Here is a 25,737-nt window from a genome sequence, read left to right as displayed (position 1 = left end):
AAGGTCTGGGCGCATCGCGCTCAGACGGCCGTCGCAAACGCGCAGAATGGGCGCTTCGGACACCCGGAGCGCCCGCGATGAATGCTTCTTCCCCACCCGCCCATCTTCTCGCCGCCGAGCGCCGGCCCCTGCCGGCCGCGATGCTGGAGGCGCTGAAGGCCCGCTTTGCCGAGCGCTGCGCCACCGCGCTGGCGGTGCGCGAGCAGCACGGCCGCGATGAGTCGCCCTTCGATGTGGCGCCGCCCGACTGCGTGGTGTTTGCGCAGAGCACCGAGGAGGTGGCCTGGGTGCTGGCGCTGGCCCATGAACACCATGTGCCAGTGATCCCCTATGGCGCCGGCTCCTCGCTGGAGGGCCATCTGCTGGCGGTGCAGGGCGGCGTCAGCCTGGATGTCTCGCGGATGAACGAGATCCTGCGAGTCAACGCCGAGGACCTGACCGTGACGGTGCAGGCCGGCGTCAGCCGCAATCAGCTGAACAACGAGATCCGCCACAGCGGCCTGTTCTTCCCGATCGACCCCGGCGCCGATGCCTCGCTGGGTGGCATGGCGGCGACGCGGGCCAGCGGCACGAACGCGGTGCGCTACGGCACGATGCGCGAAAACGTCCTGGGGCTGACGGTGGTGACGCCGCAGGGCGAGATCATCCGCACCGGCTCGCGCGCCCGCAAGAGCAGCGCCGGCTATGACCTGACGCGCCTGTTCGTCGGCAGCGAGGGCACGCTGGGCGTGATCACCGAAGTCAGCCTGCGCATCTACCCGCTGCCCGAGGCGCTGTCGGCGGCGATCTGCTTCTTCCCCAGCATTGATGCGGCGGTGCAGACCACGATACAGATCATCCAGATGGGTGTGCCGATCGCGCGCTGCGAGCTGCTGGACGCGCATTCGGTGCGGGCCGTCAATCTGCACGACAAGCTGGGCCTGCGCGAGGCGCCGATGCTGCTGATGGAGTTCCACGGCTCGCAGGCCGGCGTGGCCGAGCAGGCCGAGACCGTGCAGGAGATCGCCCGCGAGTTTGGCGGCGAGGACTTTGAATGGGCGACCACACCCGAGGCCCGTACCAAGCTCTGGACCGCGCGCCACCACGCCTATCTATCGGCGCTGCAGACCAAGCCCGGCTGCCGCTGTGTCACGACCGACACCTGCGTGCCGATCTCGCGCCTGGCCGAGAGCATCAACGAATCGGTGCGCGAGGTTGAGGAGGCCGGTCTGCCTTACTTCATCGTCGGCCATGTCGGCGACGGCAACTTCCATCTCGGCTACCTGATCGACCCCGCGATCCCGTCCGAGCGCGAGACCGCCGAGCGTCTCAGCGCCCAGATGGTGCAGCGCGCGCTGCGCCTGGAGGGCACCTGCACCGGCGAGCACGGCATCGGCCTGCACAAGCAGGGCTTTCTGGTCGAGGAGGCGGGCGAGGGCGCGGTCGCCGTGATGCGCCAACTGAAGTTGGCGCTGGATCCGCGCAACATCATGAATCCCGGCAAGATCTTCGCGCTGTGACAGCGCCGCGCGTCAGCGAAGCGTTTTCGAGTATGGGTGTGCTTTGAACGCGGCCTCGACCGAGGCCTCGATCACCTCGTAAAGTGGTTTGATCAGCGGACGCAAGCCGGCGACCACCTTGCTGGAACTCAGCACCGAGGGTACCCGTGTGCCTCGGTGTTCGATAGCGCCACCAATATGGCGGATATCGAAACCTATGCGTGTGAAGTGGCTGGCCAAGCGCGGCTCGGTCAGCACGAAGACATGCTCGATACCGAGGTGACGCGCGATCGCTGCTGCGCCGAGATAGAGGCTCACCGGGATGAAGGGGAAGCGAGGGACGCCCCCCCGCGATTCAAAGTCTTCCTCGCTGACCGTTACGGGGTTGCCGGCCTCGCCTTTGCGCTGTCTGAAGGTGTTCACCACCGCCAACCGTGACACCTCGCCAATGGTGTGGCGTGGCAATAGCGCGGGATCGACCAGGCTGCGGTCGATCACGTCCTTGCAGCTCTTTTCAAACGGTAGCGGATCCTCGGGCGCCTCGGGCTGTGTCAATATCAGTCGGGTGCAACCGACAGCTTCGCCACTATCTCGGCGGCGCAGCAGGCAGTGCACGGAGTGCGCATCAAAGGCGTCGGTCTCCATACCGTCCTCGCGCACCGGCTCCCAGCCAAGATCCCGGCAATACACATCGTGCCGGACGCGATAGACCTGCTCGATGCTGGCTGGGTCCAGGGCGGGCGTCAGCACAAACATCTCGCTGAAGGTTCCGCCAAGATTTCTGCGATCAGATGACGGGTTCATGGCTGCGCCTCCCGGGCTGTTTTGGCAGGAGTTTAGGGCGAACGGGCGTAGGCAGGGCAGAAATCCCGGCAAACAAGAAAGCAGGGACAGGACCTTGTCTCGAATCAATGCTCGGGGGCGGGCACGCTCCAGCGCTTGGTGATATCGCCCTTGTCGTTGGCGCTCTCCATATGGACGCCGAAACCCCACAGCCGCGCCACATGCTTGAGCACCTCCTGCGCACTCTCATGCAGGGGCCGGTTCTGATGCTGGGTGTGGCGCAGGGTCAGTGAGCGGTCGCCGCGCAGATTGACGTTCCAGACCTGGATATTGGGCTCGCGGGTGCTGAGGTCGTACTGGCGCGACAAGGCCTCGCGCACATGCTGGTAGCCGGCCTCGTCGTGGATGGCCGAGATCTCGTACTCGCGCTGCGCGGCATCATCGACGATGGAGAACAGCCGGAACTCGCGCATCAGATGCGGGCTCAGGTACTGGCCGATGAAGCTCTCATCCTTGAAGTTGCGCATCGCATGGTCCAGCGTCGGCAACCAGTCGGCACCGGCCAGGTCTGGGAACCAGCGGCGGTCCTCGTCGGTGGGCTTCTCGCAGATGCGCTTGATGTCGGTGTACATCGCGAAGCCCAGCGCATAGGGGTTCAGATTGGCCATGGGTTGCTGGGCCACGACATTGGTGTGGGACTTGAGCCACTCGATCATCATGCCGTCGCTGAGATAGCCATCGTCATACATCTGGTTCAGCAACCGGTGGTGCCAGAAGGTGGCCCAGCCCTCGTTCATCACCTGGGTCTGGCGCTGCGGGTAGAAGTACTGCGCGATCTTGCGCACGATGCGCACGATTTCCCGCTGCCAGGGTTCCAGCAGCGGCGCATTCTTCTCGATGAAGTACAGCAGGTTCTCCTGCGGCTCCTCGGGAAAGCGGCGCGCCTCCTTCTCCTCCTCGGCCTTGTCGGCCCGGCGCGGCAAGGTGCGCCAGAGGTCGTTGATCTGCTGCTGGGCATAGGCTTCGCGGTCGTGCAGACGGGCGCGCTCCTGGGCCAGCGAGAGTTTGGCCGGGCGGCGGTAGCGGTCGACGCCGTGGTTCATCAGCGCATGGCAGGAGTCCAGCGTCTGTTCGACCGCGTCCAGGCCATGGCGCTCCTCGCATTCGGCAACGAAGTTCTTCGCATAGACCAGGTAGTCGATGATGGACGAGGCATCGGTCCACATGCGAAACAGGTAGTTGCCCTTGAAGAAGCTGTTGTGGCCGTAGCAGGCGTGGGCGATCACCAGGGCCTGCATGGCCAGGGTGTTCTCCTCCATCAGATAGGCGATGCAGGGGTCGGAGTTGATGACGATCTCGTAGGCCAGGCCCATCTGGCCGCGCGAGTAGTTGCGTTCGGTCGCGATGAACTCCTTGCCATAGCTCCAGTGCCGGTAGTTGACCGGCATGCCGACCGAGGCATAGGCGTCCATCATCTGCTCGGAGCTGATGACCTCCAGCTGATTGGGATAGGTGTCCAGGCCGTAGCGCTCGGCCGTGGCCCGTATCACGTCGTGATAGTCCTCGATCAGGCCGAAGGTCCAGTCGCTGGGCGAGGGCAGGGGCGCGCCGGGACGCTGCTTCAGCGGCAGCATCTGCCGCAGCGGCTCGCGGTGGCGGCGCCCGCCGTACTCGTGCTTGTCGGGGGCGATGCCGATATGGCGGCGGTTCTCGATCACGCTCATTTGCTGGCCCCTTCCTTCTTGAACAGCTCGCGGAAGACCGGGTAGATCTGCGAGGCCTCGACGGCCTTGCGCATCGCGAAGTGACCGACCTCGTCGCTGAGCTTGGCGTACTCCTCCCAGAGGTTCTGCTCGGCCTCGGCCACCTGCACATAGGCGAAGTAGCGGCACAGCGGCAGGATCTTGTCGGCCAGCAGCTCGCGGCAACGCCCGCTGTCATGGTGCCAGTTGTCGCCGTCGCTGGCCTGGGCGCCGTAGATATTCCATTCGCTGCGCGGATAACGCTCGCGGATGATCTCTTCCATCAGCACCAGAGCGCTGGAGACCACGGTGCCGCCGGTCTCGGTGGCGTGGAAGAAGTTCTGCTCGTCGACCTCCTGGGCCTGGGTGTGGTGGCGGATGAAGACCACCTCGATCTTCTCGTAGTGCCGGGTCAGGAACAGATAGAGCAGGATGAAGAAGCGCTTGGCCAGGTCCTTGCGGCTCTCGTCCATCGAGCCGCTGACATCCATCAGGCAGAACATCACGGCCCGGCTGGTCGGCACCGGCACCCGCACGCGGTTGCGAAAGCGCAGATCGATCGGGTCGAGAAAGGGAATGGCCTTGATGCGCTGGCGCAGGAACAGGATGCGGGCCTCGGTCTCCTGCAGCGCGGCCTGGACGTCGGGCTTGCGCGCATCCTCGCGGTGCAGCAGGTCCAGGCGTTCCTCCAGCTCGTGCAGCTCGCGGCGCTTGCTGGTGCCCAGCGCGATGCGCCGGCCCAAGGCGCCGCGCATTGAGCGCACCACATGCAGATTGGTCGGCGTGCCGTCCGAGACATAGCCGGCACGGTGGCTTTTGTATTCCGGCGTGTCGGCCAGCTGGGTGCGTTCCAGATTGGGCAGGGCCAGGTCGTCGAAGAAGACCTGCATGAACTCCTCGCGGCTGAGGTGGAAGACGAAGTCGTCCTCGCCTTCGCCCGAGTCGCTGGCCTTGCCGCCGCCCTGGCCACCGCCGCCACCGGGCGGTTTGGCGATGCGGTCACCACGCACATGCTCGGTATTGCCGGGCCGCACCACCTCGCGCACGCCGCCCTCGCCATGGCCGAACACCGGCTCGCTGAGGTCCTTCTTCGGGATGCGCACCTCTTCGCCGCGCTCCATATCGCGGATGCCGCGGCCGTCGACGGCCCGCTTCACCGCCTCGCGGATCTGCTCCTTGTGGCGGCGCAAAAAGCGCTCGCGGTTGCCTATCGACTTGTTTTTCCCTGACAGCCTGCGATCGATGATTTGTTGAAGCATCGGGGCTCCTCAGATCATGAGCTCTTGCGGACTCTGAGATACCACTCGCACAGCAAACGCACCTGCTTGGCCGTGTAGCCCTTGTCCACCATGCGCTGGACGAAGTTCTCATGCTTCTTGGCCTCGTCAGCGCTGGCCTTGGCATTGAAGCTGATCACCGGCAGCAGCTCCTCGGTGTTCGAGAACATCTTCTTCTCGATCACGGTGCGCAGCTTCTCGTAGCTGGTCCAGGCCGGGTTCTTGCCGGCATTGTTGGCGCGCGCGCGCAGCACGAAGTTGACGATCTCGTTTCGGAAGTCCTTGGGGTTGCTGATACCGGCCGGCTTCTCGATCTTCTCCAGCTCGCCGTTCAGCGCCGAGCGATCAAACACCTCGCCGGTGTCGGTATCGCGGTACTCCTGGTCCTGGATCCAGTAGTCGGCGTAGGTGACGTAGCGGTCGAAGATGTTCTGGCCGTACTCGCTATAGCTTTCCAGATAGGCGGTCTGGATTTCCTTGCCGATGAACTCGGCATAACGCGGCGCCAGCAGCTCCTTGATGAAGCCGACGTACTTCTGCTCGGTCTCGGCCGGGAACTGCTCGCGCTCGATCTGCTGCTCCAGCACATACATCAGGTGCACCGGATTGGCCGCCACCTCGGCGCTGTCGAAGTTGAAGACCTTGGAGATGATCTTGTAGGCGAAGCGGGTCGAGACGCCACTCATGCCTTCGTCGACGCCGGCGTAGTCGCGATACTCCTGATAGCTCTTGGCGCGCGGGTCGGTGTCCTTCAGGTTGTCACCGTCGTAGACCTGCATCTTCGAATACAGCGAGGAGTTTTCCGGCTCCTTCAGCCGCGTCAGGATCGCGAACTGGCTCATCATCTTCAAGGTGCCGGGCGCGCACTTGGCCTCGGCCAGCGAGGAGCCGCGGATCAGCTTCTCGTAGATCTTGACCTCTTCGCTGACGCGCAGGCAGTAGGGCACCTTGACGATGTAGATGCGGTCGAGGAAGGCCTCGTTGTTCTTGTTGTTGCGGAAGGTCTTCCACTCGCTCTCATTGCTGTGGGCCAGCACGATGCCGTCGAAGGGAATCGCGCCAAAGCCCTCGGTGCCCTTGAAGTTGCCCTCCTGGGTGGCGGTCAGCAGCGGGTGCAGCACCTTGATCGGCGCCTTGAACATCTCGACGAACTCCAGCAGGCCCTGGTTGGCCAGGCACAGGCCGCCGGAATAGCTGTAGGCATCGGGATCATCCTGCGCATAGGTCTCGAGCTTGCGGATGTCGACCTTGCCGACCAGCGAGCTGATGTCCTGGTTGTTCTCATCGCCCGGCTCGGTCTTGGCCACGCCGACCTGCTTGAGCACGCTGGGATAGCGCTTGACCACCTTGAAGCGGCGGATGTCGCCGCCAAACTCCTCAAGCCGCTTGACGGCCCAGGGGCTCATCACGCGGTTCAGGTAGCGCAGCGGGATGCCGTATTCCTTCTCCAGCAGCGGGCCGTCCTCGGCCGCATTGAACAGGCCCAGCGGCGACTCGTTGACCGGTGAGCCGGCCAGCGCGTAGAAGGGCACCTGTTCCATCAGGTACTTGAGGCGTTCGGCGATCGAGCTCTTGCCGCCGCCGACCGGGCCCAGCAGATAGAGGATCTGCTTCTTTTCTTCGAGCCCCTGCGCGGCGTGGCGGAAGTAGCTGACCACCTGCTCGATCGCGTCCTCCATGCCGTAGAACTCGGCGAAGGCGGGATAGATCTTGATGGTCTTGTTCGCAAAGATGCGTGACAGCCGCGTGTCGTTGCGGGTGTCCACCATCTGCGGCTCGCCGATGGCCTGCAGCATGCGTTCGGCTGCGGTGGCGTAGGCGAGGGGATTGCGTTTGCACTCGGCCAGATACTCTTCGAGAGAGATCTCTTCAACCCTTGTGCGTTCGTAGCGAGCGGCGAAGCTGCTGATCACGTCCATGCTGACCTCCTGTGTCGGGGTGAGACGGCGCGGGTCATGGGCTACCCGGCGTCGTCTGGGAAGTTCTGATGGCGCCCCTAAATCTGGGCCGAGGCGTCATCAGAGCTTTCCGAGGTTCAGCGTGATCTCTTCAACTCTAGCTTCGTTCAAGGCCGAGGCCTTGAATGCAGGATAAGCCCTGTCTTAGTCCTTCAACACGTCGAATGCTCCCTGCGTTGACACCATGCTACGCCCTTCTGTGATTTTTCGTGCAAGGCAAGACCTGACCCCCTGTGCCGACCCCCCGAAAGCGGTGGAAGGGCTGCGAATATCAATATGCATAGGGCGTGCCAGCTTTGTCCGCGACCATCAAAAAAGCCGTGAACGAGTCACGGCTTTGCGCGGCTTTACCTGCCAACTTACTGCGGGCCGCGCAGCCGGTCGATCAGCCCGTTGAGTTCGTCCAGCGAGCCGAACTGGATCGACACCTCGCCCTGCTCGCCGCGCTTGGTGCGCTTCTTGACGCGCACCTCGACCTGGGCCGTCAACAAATCCGACAGCTCTTCCTCCAGGCGCAGCAGGTCGCGGCTCTTGTCGTTCTTGACGCGCAGCAAGGGCGACTGGCGGCCCGCGCCCTGATGGCGCGCGACCAGCTTCTCGGCTTCGCGCACGCTGAGCTTCTTGGCGGCGATCTCGGTGGCCGTGGTGATCTGGTGGGCGCCATCCAGCGGCAGCAGCGCACGGGCATGGCCCATGTCCAGATCACCGGCCATCAGCATGTTCTGCACCGGCTCGGCCAGCTGCAGCAGGCGCAGCAGATTGCTGGCGGCGCTGCGCGAGCGGCCCACCGCTTGGGCGGCCTGCTCGTGGGTCAGGCCGAACTCCTCGGTCAGGCGCTTCAGGCCTTGCGCTTCTTCCAGCGGGTTCAGGTCCTCGCGCTGGATGTTCTCGATCAGGGCCATCGCGGCCGCGGCCTCGTCGGGCACGGTCTTGACCAGCACCGGCACCTCGCGCAGCCCCGCCAGCTTGGCGGCGCGGAAGCGCCGTTCGCCGGCGATGATCTCGTAGCGGGCCTCGCCGTCCTTGGAGGCCTCGGCGCTGATGGGGCGCACGAGGATGGGCTGCATGATGCCCTGGCCCTTGATGCTCTCGGCCAGCTCGTACAGCGAGCCCTCGTCCATGCGGGTGCGCGGCTGGTATTTGCCGGCCTGCATCAGCTCCAGGCGCAGGCTGCTGGGTTCGCCGTCGCGGGCGGCGGCGCCAGCGTTCTCGCTGACTTTGGGGCCCAGCAGGGCCTCCAGGCCCATGCCGAGGCCTTTGGGTTTTTTCGTGACCATAGGGGCGGATTGTCGCTTATGACCTCAGAGAGGCCAGCAAGGCCTGACCCTCGGGCCAGTCGCCCAGGGCGGATTCGCTGTTCAGATGGCCGCGCGGGCCGGCGATCACCAGCTCGGCCCCCCAGTCGGCCGCCATCTGGCTGGCGCGTGCCGGATCGCAGTAGGGGTCGTCGCTGCTGACCACGGCGATGGCCTTGAAGGGCAGGCGCGGGCGGCGGATGGGCCGCCAGTTGTGCAGCTGCGGCGGCATGTGCTCGGCCTCGGTATCGGGTGGCGCCACCAGCAGAGCGCCGGTGACCCGAGCCGTGTGCTGCGAGTGTTCGGCCCAGGCCGCAACGAGCTGGCAGCCCAGCGAGTGTGCGATCAGCAGGGCGGGGCGCGGATCGGCCAGCAGCACCTCGTCCAGTCGGGCCATCCAGTCGCCACGCCGCGGCCATTGCCAGTCGGCCTGCTCGACTCGCTGGTAGCCGAACTGCCGCTCCCAGCGGCTTTGCCAGTGATCAGGGTCGGAGTTCAGCCAACCGGGCAACAACAACACGCGTTCGTCAGACATCGTCATGCTTTATGCTTCGCTTCCTTTGTTGCTCATTGTGCTGGAGATGTCATGACGTACGCGGTGTTTGTCGATGGTCAAGAGGGCACGACCGGCCTGCGCATTCATGAGTATCTGGCCGCACGTCGAGACATCGAGGTGCTGCGCATCGATGCCGACAAGCGCAAGGACCCGGCCGAGCGCGCCCGCCTGCTGAACGCGGCCGACGTCGCCTTCCTGTGCCTGCCCGATGTGGCTTCGCGCGAGGCGGCCGCGATGATCAGCAACCCCAACACCTGCCTGATCGACGCCAGCACCGCGCACCGCACCGTGCCCGGCTGGGCCTTCGGTCTGCCCGAGCTGGCCCGCGAGCAGCGCGCCAAGATCCGCGCCGCCAAGCGCATCGCCAATCCCGGCTGCCATGCCAGCGCCTTCATCCTGGCGCTGCGTCCGCTGGTCGATGCCGGCCTGCTGCCGGCCGACGCCCTGGTGTCGGCGACCTCGATCACCGGCTATTCGGGTGGCGGCAAATCGATGATTGCGCAGTACGAGGCCGGCGGCGACGCCAAGCTGGATTCGCCGCGCCCCTATGCGCTGGGCCTGGCCCACAAGCATCTGCCCGAGATGATGGCGCATACGGGGTTGAAGACCGCACCGGTCTTCATGCCCATTGTCGGCAAGTTCTACAAGGGCCTGGCCGTGACCGTGCCCCTGCATCTGAGCCAGCTGCGCGCCGGTGCGAAGGCAGAGGACATCCAGCAGGCGCTGGCGGCCCATTACGAAGGCGAGCGCTTCATCCGCGTGATGCCGCTGCGCGATGCGGCGACCTTGGAAGCAGGCTTCTTCGATGTGCAGGCCTGCAATGACACGAACCGGGTCGACCTGTTCGTGTTCGGCTCCGACACGCAGGTGCTGGTGATGGCCCGCCTGGACAACCTGGGCAAGGGCGCCAGCGGCGCCGCCGTGCAGGCGATGAATGTGCATCTGGGCCTGGACGAAGGCCTGGGCCTCTGATGAGCGCAACGCGGCAGTGGCGTCGCGATGACGCCGTGCCGCAATCGGCGCTGGAGGCGATCCGTGACGGCGTGATCAGCCATGGCCGCCAGCAGGCCCAGGGCAGCGATGCGGCCGATATTGCCTGTGCGCTGTACGAAGGCGAGGAGCTGATCGCTGGTGCCTGGGGCCGTACCGAGTTCCAGCGCCTCTATGTCAGCTATCTGTGGGTCCGCGATGCTGATCGCGGCCAGGGCTTGGGTGGCGACTGCCTGCGCCAGCTGGAGGCTCAGGCCTTGCGTCGCGGCTGCGTGGATGCCTTGATCGAGACCCTGCTGGACGAGGTGGCCGAGATCTACGAACGCCTCGGCTATGCCTGCATCGCCCATGTCCACGACTTTGTGCCCGGTTTCACGCGCCACACCTTGCTGAAGGTCTGGAAGCCGCGCGACTGAGCCGCGCTCGTACTCAGTCCACGGCGGCCAGGTTGTCGCTGCGGTAGTGGTAGCGGTAGGCGAAGCGAAATCCCAGGCGCGCGTACAGGCGCTTGGCGACCTCGTTGTCGCTGCCGACCTGCAGATAGGCCTGCGTTGCGCCCTGGGCCTTGGCGGCCTGCAGCAAGGCGCTGCACAGCTGCTGGGCATGCCCCTGGCCGCGCTGCTCGGGCGGCGTGAAGATGTCGTAGAGGCCGACGATATCGCCCTCGCGGACGAATTGCCCGCAGGCCAGCAACTGCCCCGCGCCGCTCTGCAGCACAAAGCCCTGATAAGGCACAGCAGCGGCCTGCATGCGCTCGGCATGGGCAGCGATCGCGCCGGCACTGGAGCCGCGCAGCTCGCCAACAATCTGCGCGTAGCGCGGTGCATCGACGGCTTGCAGCCGCTGATGGACGGCCGGCAGCTCATCGAGCTGAGGGCGCACCATCACATCGGCCGGATCAAAGTCGAACCAGCCCTTGGCTGCCAGCTGGGCGTCCAGATCGGCCGGCTGACTGAAGGGGGTGATGCGCACGATCAGCGGCAGCTGGGCCGCATCGAAGGCCTGCCGGCACCGGTCCAGCAGGTGCTCCAGCGCGGTGCTGCCGGCGCTCAAGGCATTGACGCAGCGCGAGCGCTTGGCCTTGCCCGGCGACAGGCGGATCAGCCAACCGTCGACCTGGGCTTGCTGGGGCGGGGCGCTGGCATTGAGGCCGGCCTCTTCGGCGCGACGCGCCAGTGCTTCGAGCCCCATCACATCGCCCCCACGCGGCGCACCATCTCCCGGGCGAACTCGACAAAGGCCTGCGCGCCCTTGGAGGCCGGGTCGAACACCACGCCCGGCAGACCGTAGCTGGGCGCTTCGGCCAGGCGCACATTGCGGGGGATCACGCTGTCAAAGACCTTGTCGCCGAAGTGGCTCTTCAGCTGCTCGCTGACCTGCTGCTGCAAGGTGATGCGCGGGTCGAACATCACCCGCAGCAGGCCGATGATCTGCAGGTCCGGGTTCAGATTGGCATGGACCTGCTTGATCGTGTTGACCAGGTCGGACAAGCCCTCCAGTGCGAAGTACTCGCACTGCATCGGCACGACCACGCCATGGGCCGAGCACAGACCATTCAGCGTCAGCATCGACAGCGAGGGCGGGCAGTCGATCAGCACGAAGTCGTAGTCGTCCTTGGCGGCGGCCAGCGCACCCTTGAGGCGGCGCTCGCGGCGTTCCAGCTCGACCAGTTCGACCTCGGCGCCGGCCAGCTCGCGATTGGCACCCAGCACGTCATAGCCGACCTTGTCATTGCGCTGCTTGGCCTCGGCGATGCTGGCCGACTCCAGCAAGACGTCATAGACGCTCAGCTCCAGTGCGCGCTTGTCGATGCCCGAGCCCATCGTGGCATTGCCCTGCGGGTCCAGGTCGACGACCAGCACCCGCTGGCCGACCTGGGCAAGACCGGCCGCGAGGTTGACCGTCGTGGTGGTCTTGCCGACCCCCCCTTTTTGATTGGCAATGCAGAAGATTTTGGCCATGGTCTAGTTTTTCTCAGCAGGCAGCGATGGTAGCCCGGATGGGCGGGGCAAAAGCCCGGATCAGGCCCTGGGCTTGATCCAGATGAGACAGCGCTGGGCATCGAGCCCGGGAACCTGCAGTTGTTCCACGTGAAACACATCCAGATCGGAGGGCAGGGCGGCCAGCTCCTCGGCAGGATGCTGCCCCTTCATCGCCAACCATATCGCCCCGGATTCGGCGCCCGGCTTGGCGAAACCTTCGGTTTTCAGGTGCTGACGGGTCAAGGTCGTGAAGTCCAGCAGTGAGGCAAAGGCGCGCGAGGTGATCAGGTCGAAGGGCGCGGTGTCCAACGCCTCGACACGCGAATGCTCGCCATGCAGATTCGGCAGGCTGATCTCAGCCGCGACCTGCTTGATGAAAGTGGCCTTCTTGGCGACGGCATCGACGCAGGTGACGTCGATGGAAGGGTCGCAGATCGCCACCACCACACCAGGCAGGCCGCCGCCGCTGCCCACATCCATCATGCGTAGCGGTTGGCCTTTGGCATGGCGTCGCAGCGCTGGGATGAGGCTGAGGCTGTCCACCAGATGCTGGGTCAGCATGGCCTGGGGTTCGCGCACCGCAGTCAGGTTGTAGACCTTGTTCCACTTCTGTATCAGCGCCAGATAGTCCAGCAGCTGATCGAGTTGCGTCTCGGTGAGCGCCAGGCCCAGTTCGGCGGCGGCACCGGCCAGCGCCGGCTTCATGTCATGCGGCATCAACGAATCCCTTGAATCGACCTTTTTTCAGATGGACCAGCAGCAGCGAGATCGCCGCTGGCGTCACGCCCGAGATGCGCGAGGCCTGGCCCAGGGTCTCGGGCTGGTGCTTGCTGAGCTTCTGGCGCACCTCGAAGGAGAGGGCCTGGACCTGGCCATAGTCCAGTTCCGCCGGCAGCCTCAGGTTCTCGAAGTGGGCCGCGCGGGCAACGTCCTCGACCTGCTTGTTGATGTAGCCCGCGTACTTGACGCTTGTCTCGATCTGCTCGATCACGGCATCGGCCATCGTCGTACCCAGCTCACTGCTCAGTGTTTCACGTGAAACACCCGCTTCAGGCCGTGCGATCGACGCGACTTCGACCAGTGTGTCGAACACCACGCCGGGTCGGCGCAACAGGTCGATGAAGTTGTACTCGCGCTCCAGAGTCTTGCCAACCAGGCGCTCGGCATCGGCTGCCGGCAGGATGCTGGGGTGGACCCAGGTCGACTTCAGCCTCTCTGTTTCACGTGAAACAGCATCGCGCTTGCGGTTGAAGGCTTCCCAGCGTGCATCGTCGACCAGGCCCAGCTCACGGCCGGCCTCGGTCAGTCGCATATCGGCGTTGTCCTCGCGCAGCTGCAGCCGGAACTCGGCGCGGCTGGTGAACATACGATAGGGCTCGGTCACGCCCTTGGTGATCAGGTCGTCGACCAGTACCCCCAGGTAGGCCTGCTCGCGGCCAGGCAACCAGGGGCCGCTGTCCTTGACCTGCAGCGCGGCGTTCAGCCCGGCGAACAGGCCTTGGGCCGCCGCTTCCTCATAGCCGGTCGTGCCATTGATCTGGCCGGCGAAGAACAGGCCCTGGATCGCGCGGGTCTCGAAGCTGCTCTTCAGCTCGCGCGGGTCAAAGTAGTCGTACTCGATCGCATAGCCGGGGCGCAGGATGTGCGCGTTCTCCAGGCCGGGAATCGATTGCACGGCGGCCAGCTGGATGTCGAAGGGCAGGGAGGTCGAGATGCCATTCGGGTAGAACTCGTGTGTCGTCAGGCCCTCGGGTTCCAGGAAGATCTGGTGGCTGTCCTTGTCGGCGAAGCGGTTGACCTTGTCCTCGATCGAGGGGCAGTAGCGCGGGCCGACACCTTCGATGACGCCGGTGAACATCGGACTGCGCTCAAAGCCGGAGCGGATGATCTCGTGGGTGCGTGCCGAGGTGTGGGTGATCCAGCAGGGCACCTGCTGCGGGTGCTGGTCCGCCGAGCCCATAAAGCTGAACACCGGCACCGGATCCAGATCGCCGGGCTGTTCCTCGCATTTGGAGAAATCGATCGAACGACCGTCGATGCGCGGCGGAGTGCCGGTCTTCAGCCGGCCCTGCGGCAGCTTCAGCTCCTTGAGTCGGCCCGATAGCGAGACTGCCGGTGGATCGCCGGCACGTCCGGCGCTGTAGTTCTGCAGACCCACATGGATGCGGCCGTCCAGGAAGGTGCCGGCCGTCAGCACGACGGCGCGGGCGCGGAACTGCAGGCCGATCTGGGTGACGGCGCCGACGACGCGATCACCCTCGACCATCAAGTCGTCGACCGCTTGCTGGAACAGCCACAGATTCGGCTGGTTCTCGAGCCGGCGCCGGATTGCGGCCTTGTAGAGCACGCGGTCGGCCTGGGCGCGGGTGGCGCGCACGGCCGGGCCCTTGGAGCCGTTGAGGATGCGGAACTGGATGCCGCCCTCATCGGTGGCCGCCGCCATCGCACCGCCCAGCGCGTCGACCTCCTTGACCAGATGGCCTTTGCCGATGCCGCCGATCGAGGGGTTGCAGCTCATCTGGCCCAGGGTCTCGATATTGTGGGTCAGCAGCAGGGTCTTGACGCCCATGCGGGCGGCGGCCAGCGCTGCCTCGGTGCCGGCATGGCCGCCGCCGACCACGATGACGTCGAATTCCTTGGGGTAGAGCATGGGAAGTGCCTCGATCAGGCGCCGAAAATGCCGGCGCGGGCAAACCCTGAATTTTACCGGGGGGCTGTGGATAAGTCACGGCTGGGGGCTGCAAGGGCCGCGACAATATCGCGATGAAGTGCCGAGACCATTGCGCCGCCTGCTGTATCGCGCCGTCGATCAGCTCGCCCATACCCGGGATGCCGCAGGGCAAGCCGGCCGGTGTGCGCTGCATCCAGCTCGACGAGCAGGACGCTTGCAAGATCTTTGGCCGGCCCGAGCGCCCGGCCGTCTGTGGCTCGCTGCAGCCCAGCGAGATGATGTGTGGCGAAACGCGCGAACAGGCCATGCGCTGGCTCGGTTGGATGGAGCGCGAGACAGCGCCTTGACAGGCGGCAGGCCTAGACTGGCTCCACAACAACGATGGAGACAAGCCCATGCCCGTAGATCGCCGCCTTATTCTTCAATCCGGCCTGGCCGGTGCCGCCGGCCTGGTGGGCCTGCCGGCTGCCGCACAGGCCGGCCCCTGGCCGAGCCGCTCGGTGCGTCTGGTCGTGCCCTTCGCACCGGGGGGCAGCAGCGAGATCGTCGCCCGCGCCACCGCCTTCGAGCTCAGCAAGACCCTGGGCCAGACCGTCTATGTCGAGAACAAGCCCGGCGGCGGCGGCAATATCGCAATGGGCGAGGTGGCCCGCGCCGATGACCAGCACACGCTGATACTGGGTCATATCGGCACCTTGGCGGTGAACCCTTTCATCTACGACAAGCTGCCCTTCGACACCAACAAGGACTTCAAGCCGGTGACCCTGTTGGCCAAGGTGCCCAGCCTCTATGTGGTCCATCCGGATGTGCCGGCCAAGGACCTGAAAGAGTTCGTTGCGCTGGCCCGCAGCAAACCTGGCAAGCTCAACTACGGCTCGGCCGGCAATGGCAGCGCCGGCCACCTGGCCTTCGAATACCTGAAGATGACCGGCAATCTCTTCATCCTGCACGTGCCTTACCGCGGCACCGGCCCGCAGCTGACCGATCTGCTGGCCGGCCGGCTGGATGCGGCGGCCGTCGGTGCGCCGGCCATCCTGCAATTCATCAAGACCGGCAAGCTGCGCTGCATCGCCACCGGTTCCAAGGAGCGCCTGCCCCAGCTGCCCGATGTGCCGACCGTGGCGGAACAGGGCTTCCCGGGCTTCGAGATGACGCAGTGGTACGGGCTGAACGCACCGGCTGCTATGGCGCAGGCCCATATCGACAAGCTGGCGGTCGAGGCCGTCAAGGCGATCCGCTCGGTCAGCGCCAGGGAGCGCCTGGCCACCGATGCCGCCGAGCCGGTGGGCAACACCCCTGCTCAGTTCGGCAGTTTTATCGCCCAGGAGCAGCAGCGCTGGAAGGCCGTGATCGCCCGCGCCAAGATCAAGCCCGATTGAGGCCGGAGAACCGAGTCAGACGCGGCAGGTGCTGGGCGATGCGGTCCCAGTGCTTGTCGTGGAAGTAGTGCATCACGGTGTTGACCATCGGTTCGACAAAGGTCACGGCACCGGCGATCGCGACATCGCCGGTCAGCGCATAGGTGACGCCGAAGGCGGTGCCCAGGTGCAGGATGCCGAAGCTGGCGGTTTTGGCCATGGTGTCACTCCTATCGATATCGAAAATCAGATAGGAGAATGCTAATGATTCCCATCTGGGCCGGCCAGTTGAATCTGGCCATCGTGGCGATAGCCCCCCCCTCGGGGGACCTCGCGCGAAGCGACAGGTCTAGGGGCGCGATCAGGCCTGGGCGCCTGGTGGCGGCACGCTGCGCAAATCCTGCGCGACCCGGCCCTGCTGCAAGGTGATGACGCGCTGCGCCGCCGCAATCGTCTCCGGCCGGTGTGCGATCACGATGCGGGTCAGCGGCAGCTGGCGCAGCGAGGCATTGACCTGGCGCTCGCGCTCCACGTCCAGTGCGCTGGTGGCCTCGTCGAGGACGAGGAAGGCCGGTTTCTTGTACAGCGCGCGCGCCAGCAACACGCGCTGGCGCTGGCCGCCGGACAGGCTGGAGCCCATATCGCCGATCAGGCTTTCATAGGCCATCGGCATCGCGACGATGTCCTCGTGCACGCAGGCCAGCACCGCGCAGCGCTCGATCCAGGCGGCATCGGCCTCGGGGTCGAAGAAGGAGATGTTGTCGGCAATGCTGCCGGCAAACAGCTGGTCGTCCTGCATCACCGTGCCGATGCGCGCGCGCCAGTCTTGCAGGCCGATCTGCGACAGCGCCTGCTGGCCGAGCCGGATCTCGCCCGATTGCGGCGCATGGATGCCCAGCATCAGCTTCAGCAAGGTGGTCTTGCCGCAGCCCGAGGGGCCGACGATGGCCACCGACTCGCCGGCCTCGATGCGCAGGCTGCAGCCGGAGATCACCTCGGGCTCGCCGTCGGCATAGCGGAACGACACCTCGCGCAGCTCCAGCGCTGCCGCCTGCTCGACCGGGCGGGGCAGGGCGGGGGCCTCGTTCGGCTCGGGCGCCGTCAGCACGATATCGGCCAGGCGCTCGCCCTGCAGGCCCAGCATCTTCAGGCTCACCGCCTTGTCGATCAGCGCGCTGATGCGCAGGCTGAACTGTTCCTTGTAGGCCATGAATGCGAACAGCATGCCCACCGACAGCTGCCGGTCCAGCACCAGCAGGGCGCCCAGCCAGATGATGATGACGCGCTCGAGCCCGAACAGCAGCTTGTTGGCCACGCCCATGCCAAGCTCCAGCCGGTGCGTGCCGAGCTGGGCGTTCATGGTCTCGACCACCAGATTGGCAAAGCGCGCGCTGCGGTCGGCCTGGGCATTGAAGAGCTTGACGGCCTGGGCCCCGCGCAGTGATTCCAGGAAGTGGCTGGTCTGCCGCGCCTCGTGCACCAGGGCCTCCTCCGAGGCCAGCCGCAGCGGCCGGAAATAGACCCAGCGCAGCAGGCCGTAGGCCAGCACGGCGGCCAGCGCCACCAGGGCCAGGCGCGGGCTGTAGATCCACATCATCACCAGCGTGATCAGCACCATCAGCCCGTCCAGCAGGGCCTCGATGAAGTGGGTGGTCAGCGTCTGCTGCATCTGCTGCACGCTGCCGAAGCGCGACAGGATGTCGCCCAGATGGCGCTTCTCGAACCAGGCCAGCGGCAGGCGCAGCAGATGGGTGAACACATTGCTGAGCCACTGCAGGTTCAGGCTGGCCGAGAGCTGCAGCACGGCCCAGGAGCGCAGCGCACCGATGCCCACCTGCAGCAGCACCAAGAGACCGAAGCCCAGGCCCAGGGTCACCAGCAGGTCGTGGTCGGCGCTGACCAGCACCCCGTCCACCACCCATTGCATGAAGAAGGGCGACAGCAGCACCAGCAGCTCCAGCGCCAGCGCCAAAGCCAGGATTTGGGCCAGCGAGCGCTTCAGCCCGGTGATGCGGCCCAGCAGCTGCTGCCAGCGGATCTTGGGCGGTGCCGGCTTGGGCGCGAAATCGGCGCCGGGCCGCAGTTCCAGCACCACGCCGGTGAAGTGGCGCGACAGCTCGGCCAGCGTGATCCAGCGCTGGCCGGCCACCGGGTCGTGCAGCAGCGCCCGGTCGCCGCGCACCTCGGCCAGCACGACGAAATGCTTGAAGTCCCAGTGCAGGATGCAGGGCAGCTGCAGCTGGGCCAGATGCTCGGGTTCGGCGCGCAAGGCACGGCTGGCCAGGCCCAACTGGTCGGCCATCCGGACCAGGTCGGCCATCGTTGCGCCCTTCAACGACAGCGAGAAGCGCCCGCGCAGCTCGGCCAGATCGCAGCGCTGGCCATGGAAGCTGGCCACCATCGCCAGGCAGGCCAGTGCGCATTCGGCGCCCTCGGTCTGCAGGATCAGCGGCAGCCTGGAGCGCCGGCCCAAGCCCAGGTGCAAGCGGTTCAACAAGGACTCAGACACGTCGGGCCAGACTCAGCAAAGGTTCGAAAATCCACTCGATCAGGCGGCGCTTCTCCAGCAGCACATCGGCGTCCAGCTGCATGCCGACCGCCAGCGGCTGTTCCTGCCCGTAGGCGGCCACCGACTGATGTTCCAGGGCAACGGTAATGCGGTACAGCGGCTCGTTGCCGTTGTTCTCGCCCAGCGGCAGGGCGGCCAGATCCTGGCTCGCCAGCGGCGTGCGGGAGACCTGCAGCACCCGGCCGTGCTGATGGCCGAAGCGCTGATAGGGGAAGGCCTGGTAGCGCAGGCGCACGGCCTGCTCGGGGCGCACAAAGCCGACCGCGCTGGACGGCGCATACAGATGGGCCAGCATCTGGGTCTGCGCCGGCAGCACCTGGGCCAGTGCCATCGAGGGGTTGACCGGCTGACCCGGCTCGGCCTGCACCGTGCTGACGACGCCATCGGCCGGCGCGCGCAGTATCAGCCGGCGCCGCGCCTCGGTCTCCAGGCCCAAAGCCTTCAGGCTGGCCAGGTCGCGGGCGATCTGGCCCTGCTGCACCTGGCTGCGCAAAGGCAGCTCGCGCGCCTCGGCCTGCAGGGCCAGCAGATCTCGCTGCGAGGCCTCGCGCTCGCGTGCCAGGTTCTGGGCCTGGGCCTGGGCCAGCAGCAGCTCCTGGCGCTTGTTCTGCAGCAGGGTGTCGGAGTAGAAGCCCTGCTGGCGCAGCGCCTCATGCTTGCTCAGATCTTCGCGCAGCAGGCGCAGCCGTTCGGCATAGGCCTGCGCCTCGACGGCGGCGGCCGCCAGCTCCCGCTGCAAGGTGGCGATGCGGGCCCGCAGGCTCTCGTCCTGCTGGCTGGCCAGGCGGCGCTGCTGCTCGGCTGCCTCATTCAGAGAAAGTTGGCGCTCGCTCAGGCTTTGTGCCACACCCTCGCCGGCACCACTGGCGGCATCCAGACTCAGCACGAACAGCACGTCGCCGGCCTTGACGGCCTGGCCCTCGCTGACCTGGCGGGCCAACACCGTGGCCGCCTGCGGCGAGCTGATGCGCAGCACGCCGCGGTCCGGCACCAGATAGCCGGCGACACGGGCCTTGCGGCTGTACTCGGCCGTGCACAGAAACGTGACGACCAAAAAAACACTGCCCACGGCAACAGCCGTGAGCAGCTTCAGCGAGAGGGGTCTGAGAAGTTGAATGCTGCCAAGCCAGACTTGCTGCTGGCCGGCCAGCGCCTCTTTACGAAACAGCATTCAGACTCGGCAAAAAGATGCCCGCTCGCGCGAGCCGATGACAGCGAAAACTTGTGATTTACCAGGTGCTCTTGGGGGCCTGGGTGGACAGGGTCTGTGCGCCCCAGGTGCTCTTCGGTGCGCCGCCGCTGACCAGATGCAGCAGGCTGGCGTCGATTTCGCGAGGTGCTGCCAGCTTGTCGTTCGACAGGGTTTGCGACGGGGAAACTTGCTTTTGGTTTTGCATGACCGGCTCCAAATTCGTTGAAGTGCGAGGAAGTGCACAGAACGAATTTGAGCAGCAAGAACATTCATGAGTAACTGTCAACTCTTACAGTGGGGGATGTACGGCAGCGTGCTAGCGTATTAGGCCTAAGCGCAACGCTTTGAGAACGGCTTGATGCTTGTTATGGCTGCCCAGCTTGTGCATCGCGTTATTGATATGCAGCACCGCCGTCCGCTCGGTGATGCTCAATATCGTGCCGACCTCCCAGGCCGTCTTGCCCTCCATGGTCCAGCGCAGGCATTCGAGCTCGCGCGGCGTCAGCTTGGGCGCGTCCAGCTGCTGCTCCGGCGGCAGCAGCACGCGCATCGCCGCATCCAGCGCATGGACCGCAAACAGCTGCAGATCGGCCACCAGCCGGGTCAGCTCGGTGGCGTCCTTGGGCAAGGCCTTGTCGCGGTCCACCCCCAGCACGAAGTGCCGCCCCTCGGGCAGATGCAGGGCCAGGCAGATGCCGGTTCGATAGCCAAAGCGCGCCTGGGTTTCCCATAGGTCGCCCGCACCCTCTCTCGCATAGGTTTTTTGATCCCAGACGATTGGAACGCTATGACGCTTGCAATGCTGCATCACCGGGTCTTGCCGACCGAGCTGGGGGCTGTCCATCGCCTCCCTAAATCCCGGAGGGCAGTTGTCGATAACGATGAACTCCGACTTGCTGATCGCATGGTCGACCACGGTGATCGCCGAGAAGGTCTCGAATTCCAAGGCTTCCGTGAAGCGGCTGATCTCCCCGCGAAATTCATCACGGGTTCTGGCTTCGAGCACCGACTGGTAACCGCCCTGCAGCATCTAACTTGTTTCCAAGGGCTTGACCGGGCCGCAGCTGCGGCGCCGGACGTCATATCCCTGACAAGGTTTACAGCTAGCGATTTACGTTGCCCGTCAGCAAACTGGCAAGACCCAGAACGCTTGGTTCCACAACCGCACCCGAAAATCTATAGACAATGACTCCAGCTTGGATTGTGTACGCATGGCCACGGATTTTGTGTGAGGCGGAACGCGCACCGCGTCTGCATTTCGCGCATTTAAGCACCCGGGTGTTGGTGTCGGGAGACGCCGAGCATCCGGCCCTGGGGCAAACCCTGTGGACCGGTGAATCCGACAGCGGCGCCGCCGGGGTCGCCTGGGACTGGATCCGTCTGCCCGAGGGCGTGGTCGCGATGGTCGATCCGATGTCGCTGGTGACCAATCTGCAGTTCCTGAGCCCGGCCGGCGAGGTGCTGGCGCCCATGCAATCGGTGCTGCAGCTCAACGAGATTGTCCATGCGCTGCCCTGGCAGAACGAGGTGCAGCGCGTGCTCGGTCTGCACTGACGCGATCCAGCACTTCCTCACCGGGCTACCGCGCTGCGCATCGAGCGGGCCACGAAGGCCAGGCAGACCCAGGTCAGCGCCACGCCCACGGCCATCGAGGGCAGCAGCTTGGGCCAGGGCAGGGCCTCGCCCTTGAGCACCAGCATCATCAGGCTGTTCTGCGCCAGGCCCGGCACCCAGTAGTACCAGGCCGCCTCGCCACCCGGGTTCAAGAGGCTCACCATCGGCGCCAAGGCCACCAGGGTGATGACGATGGTGGTGCTGGCCTGGGCCTCCTTGAAGGTCTTGGTGCGGATCGCGATGGCCATCAGCAGCGCGCCCAGCCCGGCCGCCAGCGGCAGCTGCAGCAGCACGAACACCGCCACCTCGTAGCCGCCGAACTGGAACATCGCCTGCAGGCTGTCGCTCTGGATCAGGCGCTGGGCCGGGATGAAGCTCAGATTGGCCAGCACGGCCACCACCATGCCCAGCAGGGCCACCGCGCCCCATTTGCCCAGCACCAGGACCATATGCGGGGCCGGGTTCATCAGGAGCGGCTCCAGCGAGCCGCGCTCGCGCTCGCCCGAGGTGCTGTCCAGCGCGGCGGTCAGCGCGCCATAGAGCACGGCCATGATGATGAACATCGGCACGATGGCCGTCAGCCGCGCCGCGCGCGCCTGGGTGCTGGCCAGATCGCGCTCCTCCACCAGCACCGGCTGCAGCAGGCTGGCCGAGACGCCGCGCAGCGCCAGCAGCACGCCGGCGCGCTCGCGGTTGAAGCCCTGCAGCAGCCGGCCCAGCGTGCCGACGCTGGCGCTGGCGCGCTGGTTGGCACTGTCGCTGACCAGCTCCACGGCCGGCTGCTCGCCGCGCGCCAGCGCGGCCTCGAAGTCCGGGCCTATCACCAGCACCGGATCGAGCAGGGTGGTGGCGCGCAGCCCGGCCTCGTAGTCGGCCGGCGCGGTCCTAATCGTGTAGGTCTGGCGCTCCAGGAAGTTGCGCAGGGTCGGCGCGTGTTCGATGCCGACGACCAGGATCTCGCGCTTCTCGGCCCGCTCCTCCAGCGAGGCGATCAGGCCGGACAAGGCCAGCAGCAGCAGCGGCCCCATCAGCACCGCCGGAATCAGCAGCCTCAGCAGCGTGCGGCGGTCGCGCAGCGCGTCGACCACCTCCTTGGCAAACACCACCCGCAGCGCGCGCGTGAAATTCTTGCTCATGGCCGTGCCTCCAGCGTGTCGGCAAACGCCAGCGCTACGAAGGCGTCCTCGAAGCGCTGCTGTCCGGTGCGCTCCAGCAGCGCCGCCACCGAGCCCTCGGCCACAGACCGCCCCTGAGCCATCACGACGACATGGTCACACAGCAGCTCGACCTCCTGCATGATGTGGCTGGAGAAGACGATGCATTTGCTGCCCCCGGCCGGCGAGCGCAGATGGCGCAGCGCCTCGCGCAGCGCGCGGGTGGCCAGCACCTCGAGCCCGTTGGTCGGCTCGTCCAGCACGATATTGGCGGGGTCATGCACCAGGGCGCGGGCCAGCGCGGTCTTCATCCGTTCGCCCTGGCTGAAGCCCTCGCTGCGCCGGTCCAGGATGGCGCGCATGTCCAGCAGCTCGGCCAGCGCCTCGGCGCGCGCATGGGCCGCCTCCGCCTCCATGCCCTGCAGCCGCCCGAAATAGACGATGTTCTCGCGCGCCGACAGGCGCGGATAGAGGCCATGGGCATCGCCCAGCACCCCCATGCGCGCCAGCGCCTGCTGCGGTGCCTGCCGCACATCGATGCCGTCGACGCTGATCGCGCCGCTGTCCGGCGCGAACAGGCCGGCCAGCATGCGCAGGCTGGTGGTCTTGCCGGCGCCGTTCGGTCCCAGCAGTCCGGTGATGCGGCCGTTCGGTGCCTCCAGATCGAGATGCTGCACCGCCCGCACGATCTGCTTCGGGGCGCGCTTGAATACCGAGCCGCCGGGCCGGGACGTGAACTGCTTGCTGAGCTGGCTGATGCTGATCATCGCGTCGCGGTCTGGATGGGGAATACCGCCGTTGGGCGTGGCATCTTGGCGGCGCAAGCGGCCTCGACGGCCAGCGCCTCGGCCTCGGTCTTGCTGTTGATGAAGCGGTGCAGCAGCTCGCCCATGCAGGCGATGGACAGCACGCCGTGCCCGGCCGCCGGCACCTGCAGATGGCGGGCCTTGGGGCCCAGCGCGCCGGCGATGCGCTCGCCATGGCGCGGCGGTGTCACCGGGTCGGCCCCGCCACTGAGCAGCAGCACTGGCGCGGGCGCGGTGCTCACCCGGTAGAAGGCCTCGGCCACCGTGCCGCGCGGCCACTGCGCGCAGGCCTGTCGGTAGAACTCGGCATCGATGCGGCCGAAGTCGGCGCCCGGCGCATCGGCCGTGCGCTCCAAGCGCGGCAGGTCCTCGCTGCAGATCACCGACAAGTGCATGCCCATCGATAGCTTGCCGCTGCGGCCGCTCCCCAGCGCGCCGCTCAGCCCCGAGATCGCCTCGAAGCGGCCACCGGCCGCCGCGGTGATCGCGGCCGGCAGCCCGGCTGCGTAGGCTGGCACATACATGGGCGCGCGCACCGCCCGCATCAGCAGCTCGCGCGTGATCGTCAGCCGCTCAGGCGCGCCGCTGAGCGGATGCGCCAGCACCACCTGCCGAGGCAGGCCTTGCAGNTGGGCGCGCGCACCGCCCGCATCAGCAGCTCGCGCGTGATCGTCAGCCGCTCAGGCGCGCCGCTGAGCGGATGCGCCAGCACCACCTGCCGAGGCAGGCCTTGCAGCAGGGTCGCCCAGTCCTGGCGCAGCCGGGGAAAGGCGGTCTTGCAGGCGGCTTCGTCCTCGCAGGCCTTGAAGACCGCGTCCAGCGCCGCCTGCCCGTCGGTCGAGAAACTGGCCGGCAAGGCCATATCGGGCGGCGCCATGCCGTCCAGCACCGTGCGGCGCACCCGCTGCGGAAACAGGCGTTGATATTCCAGCGCGGCGCGTGTGCCGTAGGAGGCGCCGACCAGATTCCACTGCGCGGCGCCGAGCTGCTCGCGCACTGCGTCGAAGTCCTGCATCGCGATCGTGGTGGTGTAGAAGCGCAGATCGCCATGGGGCAGCTTCTGCAGCTCGATCAGGCATTGCGCCAGGCGGCGCTGCTGGGCCTGCTGGTCCAGTGCCTCGGCCATCGCCAGGCGGCTGTCATCGGCGCATTGCAGCGGCGCCGAGCGGCCGGTGCCGCGCTGGTCAATGAAGACCAGGTCGCGCCGGTTGTTCAGCCGCGCAAGCCGAGGCAGGACCCGGCCGGCGATCTCGATCGCGCTCTGCCCGGGCCCGCCGGCCAGCAGCAGCACCGGGTCGGGCTGCTTGTTGCGCGCCATCGCCGGCACCACCAGATAGTGGACGCTGATCTGCCGGCCCTGCGGCTGGCCGGGGTCGAGCGGCCGCTGCAGCCGGCCACAGCGCAGCTCGGTGGCCACGCCCTCGATGCGGCAGGGCTCGGTGGGGCCAGGTGTTGCCGCAGCCCTGGCCGGCTGGCTCAGCGCCGCGGCCAGCAGGGCCAGCGCCAGGATTCTTCTGCACATCGCCATCTGCCCATGCTCCTTGCTTGATGCGAGCGGATTATGAGCAGGCTTGCGACAAGTGCCGCGCGGCGATGTCCCGAACGGCGGCCGGGGGCGGCGAACGGCAAGTTTTCGTCAGCTGGTGGTTGTGGCCTCGCGTCGGCCGAACATGCCCCAGCCCTCCATCGTCATCACCGCCTCGTCGCGCTGGTTGAAGACCTCCCAGGCCGAGCGCACCAGGCCGATCTGCGGGCGGCTCTTGCTGGCTTTCGTCTCCTGCACCGTCATGCGTACCCGCAAGGTGTCACCGGGGCGCACCGGCTTGAGCCAGCGCAGATTGTCAATGCCCGGCGAGCCCTGGCTGGTCGAGTCCAGCAGGTAGGCATCGCACATCATGCGCATCACCATCGCGCAGGTGTGCCAGCCGCTGACCGACAGCCCGCCCAGCACCGAGGCGTTGGCGGCCTCCTCGTCCAGGTGCAGGGGCTGCGGGTCGTAGGCGGCGGCGAAGCTCAGGCCTTCGGCCTTGTCGACGACCCGGCCGCCGAACTCGCGCACCTGGCCGACCTGGAAGTCTTCGAAAGCATGGTTTTTTGTCGTGGCGTCCATGCGCCGACTATAGGCAGGGCCGAGCCGGCCGGGCATCGCCTCGGCGACAGCGGGCTGCTACAGCTCGCCGATCGCGATCTGCGACAGCACATCGAGCTGCATCAGCTCGTCCAGCGCCGGGTCGGGCCGGCTGCACCAGGCCAGCGCCAGCAGCAGGGTCGCGGCCAGCGCGGCGGCGCCCAGCCAGCGCCGCGGGCGCGAG

General features: G+C 66.5%; 26 protein-coding genes. 6 read left to right on the top strand and 20 right to left on the bottom strand.

Going from position 1 to position 25,737, the window contains the following annotated elements; translation table 11 throughout:
• Positions 1-77 precede the first annotated feature (77 nt).
• Positions 78-1,499 carry an FAD-binding oxidoreductase gene (locus tag PO768_RS09510; RefSeq protein WP_272645860.1) on the top strand — a complete coding sequence of 474 codons (1,422 nt, stop codon included), beginning with the start codon at positions 78-80 and terminating at the stop codon, positions 1,497-1,499.
• 12 nt (positions 1,500-1,511) lie between these two features.
• Here the strand turns inward: PO768_RS09510 and PO768_RS09505 are convergent, their stop codons facing one another.
• From PO768_RS09505 to PO768_RS09480, 6 genes are all read right to left on the bottom strand, one after another.
• Positions 1,512-2,282, bottom strand: a complete 771-nt coding sequence (locus PO768_RS09505) for a PEP-CTERM/exosortase system-associated acyltransferase (RefSeq protein WP_272645859.1) — start codon at positions 2,280-2,282, stop codon at positions 1,512-1,514.
• Between the two features lie 104 nt (positions 2,283-2,386).
• Entirely contained in the window at positions 2,387-3,895 is a 1,509-nt protein-coding gene (locus PO768_RS09500; protein ID WP_272645885.1) for a SpoVR family protein, read from the bottom strand.
• Positions 3,896-3,981: 86 nt separating this feature from the next.
• Positions 3,982-5,262, bottom strand: coding sequence for a YeaH/YhbH family protein (locus PO768_RS09495; protein WP_137945366.1), 1,281 nt, complete (start codon positions 5,260-5,262; stop codon positions 3,982-3,984).
• Positions 5,263-5,276: 14 nt separating this feature from the next.
• On the bottom strand, positions 5,277-7,199 hold the full coding sequence (locus PO768_RS09490; RefSeq protein WP_137945367.1) for a PrkA family serine protein kinase: 1,923 nt from the start codon (positions 7,197-7,199) through the stop codon (positions 5,277-5,279).
• A gap of 398 nt (positions 7,200-7,597) precedes the next feature.
• Positions 7,598-8,515 carry a ParB/RepB/Spo0J family partition protein gene (locus PO768_RS09485; protein ID WP_262972213.1) on the bottom strand — a complete coding sequence of 306 codons (918 nt, stop codon included), beginning with the start codon at positions 8,513-8,515 and terminating at the stop codon, positions 7,598-7,600.
• Between the two features lie 16 nt (positions 8,516-8,531).
• Positions 8,532-9,074 carry an RBBP9/YdeN family alpha/beta hydrolase gene (locus PO768_RS09480; RefSeq protein ID WP_442953206.1) on the bottom strand — a complete coding sequence of 181 codons (543 nt, stop codon included), beginning with the start codon at positions 9,072-9,074 and terminating at the stop codon, positions 8,532-8,534.
• Positions 9,075-9,119: 45 nt separating this feature from the next.
• Between PO768_RS09480 and argC the strand changes: the two genes are divergently transcribed.
• Positions 9,120-10,061: an N-acetyl-gamma-glutamyl-phosphate reductase gene (gene argC / locus PO768_RS09475; RefSeq protein ID WP_269839601.1), complete on the top strand. Its 942-nt coding sequence runs from the start codon at positions 9,120-9,122 to the stop codon at positions 10,059-10,061.
• On the top strand, positions 10,061-10,495 hold the full coding sequence (locus PO768_RS09470; protein ID WP_272645857.1) for a GNAT family N-acetyltransferase: 435 nt from the start codon (positions 10,061-10,063) through the stop codon (positions 10,493-10,495). The genes argC and PO768_RS09470 overlap by 1 nt, the downstream gene beginning before the upstream one ends.
• Before the next feature lie 13 nt (positions 10,496-10,508).
• On the opposite strand, the gene PO768_RS09465 is transcribed toward PO768_RS09470, so the two are convergent.
• The 4 genes from PO768_RS09465 to mnmG are packed head-to-tail and all read right to left on the bottom strand — an operon-like array spanning position 10,509 to position 14,711.
• Complete coding sequence (locus tag PO768_RS09465; RefSeq protein ID WP_272645856.1) at positions 10,509-11,270, bottom strand: GNAT family N-acetyltransferase; 762 nt, start codon at positions 11,268-11,270, stop codon at positions 10,509-10,511.
• Positions 11,270-12,040 carry a ParA family protein gene (locus tag PO768_RS09460; protein ID WP_137945373.1) on the bottom strand — a complete coding sequence of 257 codons (771 nt, stop codon included), beginning with the start codon at positions 12,038-12,040 and terminating at the stop codon, positions 11,270-11,272. The genes PO768_RS09465 and PO768_RS09460 overlap by 1 nt, the downstream gene beginning before the upstream one ends.
• A 60-nt stretch (positions 12,041-12,100) precedes the next feature.
• Positions 12,101-12,778: a 16S rRNA (guanine(527)-N(7))-methyltransferase RsmG gene (gene rsmG, locus PO768_RS09455; RefSeq protein ID WP_272645855.1), complete on the bottom strand. Its 678-nt coding sequence runs from the start codon at positions 12,776-12,778 to the stop codon at positions 12,101-12,103.
• The gene (gene mnmG / locus PO768_RS09450; protein WP_272645854.1) at positions 12,768-14,711 is read right to left on the bottom strand and encodes a tRNA uridine-5-carboxymethylaminomethyl(34) synthesis enzyme MnmG; all 1,944 of its coding nucleotides are present in this window, start codon (positions 14,709-14,711) and stop codon (positions 12,768-12,770) included. Before mnmG ends, rsmG begins: the two co-directional genes overlap by 11 nt.
• Before the next feature lie 113 nt (positions 14,712-14,824).
• Here mnmG and PO768_RS09445 point away from each other — a divergent pair, with 113 nt between their 5' ends.
• Together PO768_RS09445 and PO768_RS09440 are read left to right on the top strand one after the other, a co-directional pair.
• A complete protein-coding gene (locus tag PO768_RS09445) occupies positions 14,825-15,079 on the top strand; it encodes a YkgJ family cysteine cluster protein (protein WP_137945375.1) in 255 nt (84 codons plus the stop codon).
• A gap of 48 nt (positions 15,080-15,127) precedes the next feature.
• Positions 15,128-16,111, top strand: coding sequence for a Bug family tripartite tricarboxylate transporter substrate binding protein (locus PO768_RS09440; RefSeq protein ID WP_137945376.1), 984 nt, complete (start codon positions 15,128-15,130; stop codon positions 16,109-16,111).
• On the opposite strand, the gene PO768_RS09435 is transcribed toward PO768_RS09440, so the two are convergent.
• The 5 genes from PO768_RS09435 to PO768_RS09415 all read right to left on the bottom strand — a co-directional run bounded on the left by PO768_RS09435 (position 16,098) and on the right by PO768_RS09415 (position 20,881).
• Positions 16,098-16,310 carry a DUF2061 domain-containing protein gene (locus PO768_RS09435; RefSeq protein ID WP_137945377.1) on the bottom strand — a complete coding sequence of 71 codons (213 nt, stop codon included), beginning with the start codon at positions 16,308-16,310 and terminating at the stop codon, positions 16,098-16,100. The genes PO768_RS09440 and PO768_RS09435 overlap by 14 nt on opposite strands.
• Positions 16,311-16,451: 141 nt before the next feature.
• The gene (locus PO768_RS09430) at positions 16,452-18,584 is read right to left on the bottom strand and encodes a peptidase domain-containing ABC transporter (RefSeq protein ID WP_272645853.1); all 2,133 of its coding nucleotides are present in this window, start codon (positions 18,582-18,584) and stop codon (positions 16,452-16,454) included.
• A 7-nt stretch (positions 18,585-18,591) separates the two neighbouring features.
• Complete coding sequence (locus PO768_RS09425) at positions 18,592-19,830, bottom strand: HlyD family secretion protein (protein WP_272645852.1); 1,239 nt, start codon at positions 19,828-19,830, stop codon at positions 18,592-18,594.
• A 58-nt stretch (positions 19,831-19,888) separates the two neighbouring features.
• Positions 19,889-20,056 carry a hypothetical protein gene (locus tag PO768_RS09420; RefSeq protein ID WP_262972203.1) on the bottom strand — a complete coding sequence of 56 codons (168 nt, stop codon included), beginning with the start codon at positions 20,054-20,056 and terminating at the stop codon, positions 19,889-19,891.
• Between the two features lie 111 nt (positions 20,057-20,167).
• Positions 20,168-20,881: a helix-turn-helix transcriptional regulator gene (locus PO768_RS09415; RefSeq protein ID WP_137945380.1), complete on the bottom strand. Its 714-nt coding sequence runs from the start codon at positions 20,879-20,881 to the stop codon at positions 20,168-20,170.
• A gap of 248 nt (positions 20,882-21,129) precedes the next feature.
• On the opposite strand from PO768_RS09415, the gene PO768_RS09410 reads away from it, so the two are divergent.
• Positions 21,130-21,405 carry a hypothetical protein gene (locus PO768_RS09410; RefSeq protein WP_272645851.1) on the top strand — a complete coding sequence of 92 codons (276 nt, stop codon included), beginning with the start codon at positions 21,130-21,132 and terminating at the stop codon, positions 21,403-21,405.
• 17 nt (positions 21,406-21,422) lie between these two features.
• Here the strand turns inward: PO768_RS09410 and PO768_RS09405 are convergent, their stop codons facing one another.
• From PO768_RS09405 to PO768_RS09385, 5 genes are all read right to left on the bottom strand, one after another.
• Positions 21,423-22,601 (bottom strand): ABC transporter permease, encoded by a 1,179-nt coding sequence (locus PO768_RS09405; protein WP_272645850.1) that lies wholly within the window; start codon positions 22,599-22,601, stop codon positions 21,423-21,425.
• Positions 22,598-23,386, bottom strand: a complete 789-nt coding sequence (locus PO768_RS09400) for an ABC transporter ATP-binding protein (protein ID WP_272645849.1) — start codon at positions 23,384-23,386, stop codon at positions 22,598-22,600. Before PO768_RS09400 ends, PO768_RS09405 begins: the two co-directional genes overlap by 4 nt.
• A complete protein-coding gene (locus PO768_RS09395; RefSeq protein WP_272645848.1) occupies positions 23,383-24,030 on the bottom strand; it encodes an alpha/beta hydrolase in 648 nt (215 codons plus the stop codon). The genes PO768_RS09400 and PO768_RS09395 overlap by 4 nt, the downstream gene beginning before the upstream one ends.
• Complete coding sequence (locus PO768_RS09390; protein ID WP_442953207.1) at positions 23,991-24,743, bottom strand: alpha/beta fold hydrolase; 753 nt, start codon at positions 24,741-24,743, stop codon at positions 23,991-23,993. Before PO768_RS09390 ends, PO768_RS09395 begins: the two co-directional genes overlap by 40 nt.
• 318 nt (positions 24,744-25,061) lie before the next feature.
• The gene (locus tag PO768_RS09385; protein WP_272645846.1) at positions 25,062-25,535 is read right to left on the bottom strand and encodes a MaoC family dehydratase; all 474 of its coding nucleotides are present in this window, start codon (positions 25,533-25,535) and stop codon (positions 25,062-25,064) included.
• Positions 25,536-25,737 lie beyond the last annotated feature (202 nt).

The sequence above is a fragment of the Paucibacter sp. XJ19-41 genome, from assembly GCF_028462495.1.
Classification (GTDB): Bacteria; Pseudomonadota; Gammaproteobacteria; order Burkholderiales; family Burkholderiaceae_C; genus Roseateles_E.
This window is presented reverse-complemented; position numbering and strand designations above follow the sequence as displayed.

Bases quoted from the DNA above. Each gene is read 5' to 3' on its own strand.
- PO768_RS09465 (WP_272645856.1), bottom strand. From the start codon at position 11,270: ATGGGGCTCGAAGCACTGGCGCGTCGCGCCGAAGAGGCCGGCCTCAAT.
- PO768_RS09505 (WP_272645859.1), bottom strand. From the start codon at position 2,282: ATGAACCCGTCATCTGATCGCAGAAATCTTGGCGGAACCTTCAGCGAG.
- PO768_RS09440 (WP_137945376.1), top strand. From the start codon at position 15,128: ATGCCCGTAGATCGCCGCCTTATTCTTCAATCCGGCCTGGCCGGTGCC.
- rsmG (WP_272645855.1), bottom strand. From the start codon at position 12,778: ATGCCGCATGACATGAAGCCGGCGCTGGCCGGTGCCGCCGCCGAACTG.
- argC (WP_269839601.1), top strand. From the start codon at position 9,120: ATGACGTACGCGGTGTTTGTCGATGGTCAAGAGGGCACGACCGGCCTG.
- PO768_RS09490 (WP_137945367.1), bottom strand. From the start codon at position 7,199: ATGGACGTGATCAGCAGCTTCGCCGCTCGCTACGAACGCACAAGGGTT.
- PO768_RS09415 (WP_137945380.1), bottom strand. From the start codon at position 20,881: ATGCTGCAGGGCGGTTACCAGTCGGTGCTCGAAGCCAGAACCCGTGAT.
- PO768_RS09495 (WP_137945366.1), bottom strand. From the start codon at position 5,262: ATGCTTCAACAAATCATCGATCGCAGGCTGTCAGGGAAAAACAAGTCG.
- PO768_RS09385 (WP_272645846.1), bottom strand. From the start codon at position 25,535: ATGGACGCCACGACAAAAAACCATGCTTTCGAAGACTTCCAGGTCGGC.
- PO768_RS09425 (WP_272645852.1), bottom strand. From the start codon at position 19,830: ATGCTGTTTCGTAAAGAGGCGCTGGCCGGCCAGCAGCAAGTCTGGCTT.
- PO768_RS09420 (WP_262972203.1), bottom strand. From the start codon at position 20,056: ATGCAAAACCAAAAGCAAGTTTCCCCGTCGCAAACCCTGTCGAACGAC.
- PO768_RS09485 (WP_262972213.1), bottom strand. From the start codon at position 8,515: ATGGTCACGAAAAAACCCAAAGGCCTCGGCATGGGCCTGGAGGCCCTG.
- PO768_RS09435 (WP_137945377.1), bottom strand. From the start codon at position 16,310: ATGGCCAAAACCGCCAGCTTCGGCATCCTGCACCTGGGCACCGCCTTC.
- PO768_RS09445 (WP_137945375.1), top strand. From the start codon at position 14,825: ATGAAGTGCCGAGACCATTGCGCCGCCTGCTGTATCGCGCCGTCGATC.
- PO768_RS09480 (WP_442953206.1), bottom strand. From the start codon at position 9,074: ATGACGATGTCTGACGAACGCGTGTTGTTGTTGCCCGGTTGGCTGAAC.
- PO768_RS09500 (WP_272645885.1), bottom strand. From the start codon at position 3,895: ATGCTGCCGCTGAAGCAGCGTCCCGGCGCGCCCCTGCCCTCGCCCAGC.
- PO768_RS09400 (WP_272645849.1), bottom strand. From the start codon at position 23,386: ATGATCAGCATCAGCCAGCTCAGCAAGCAGTTCACGTCCCGGCCCGGC.
- PO768_RS09470 (WP_272645857.1), top strand. From the start codon at position 10,061: ATGAGCGCAACGCGGCAGTGGCGTCGCGATGACGCCGTGCCGCAATCG.
- PO768_RS09405 (WP_272645850.1), bottom strand. From the start codon at position 22,601: ATGAGCAAGAATTTCACGCGCGCGCTGCGGGTGGTGTTTGCCAAGGAG.
- PO768_RS09460 (WP_137945373.1), bottom strand. From the start codon at position 12,040: ATGGCCAAAATCTTCTGCATTGCCAATCAAAAAGGGGGGGTCGGCAAG.
- PO768_RS09510 (WP_272645860.1), top strand. From the start codon at position 78: ATGAATGCTTCTTCCCCACCCGCCCATCTTCTCGCCGCCGAGCGCCGG.
- mnmG (WP_272645854.1), bottom strand. From the start codon at position 14,711: ATGCTCTACCCCAAGGAATTCGACGTCATCGTGGTCGGCGGCGGCCAT.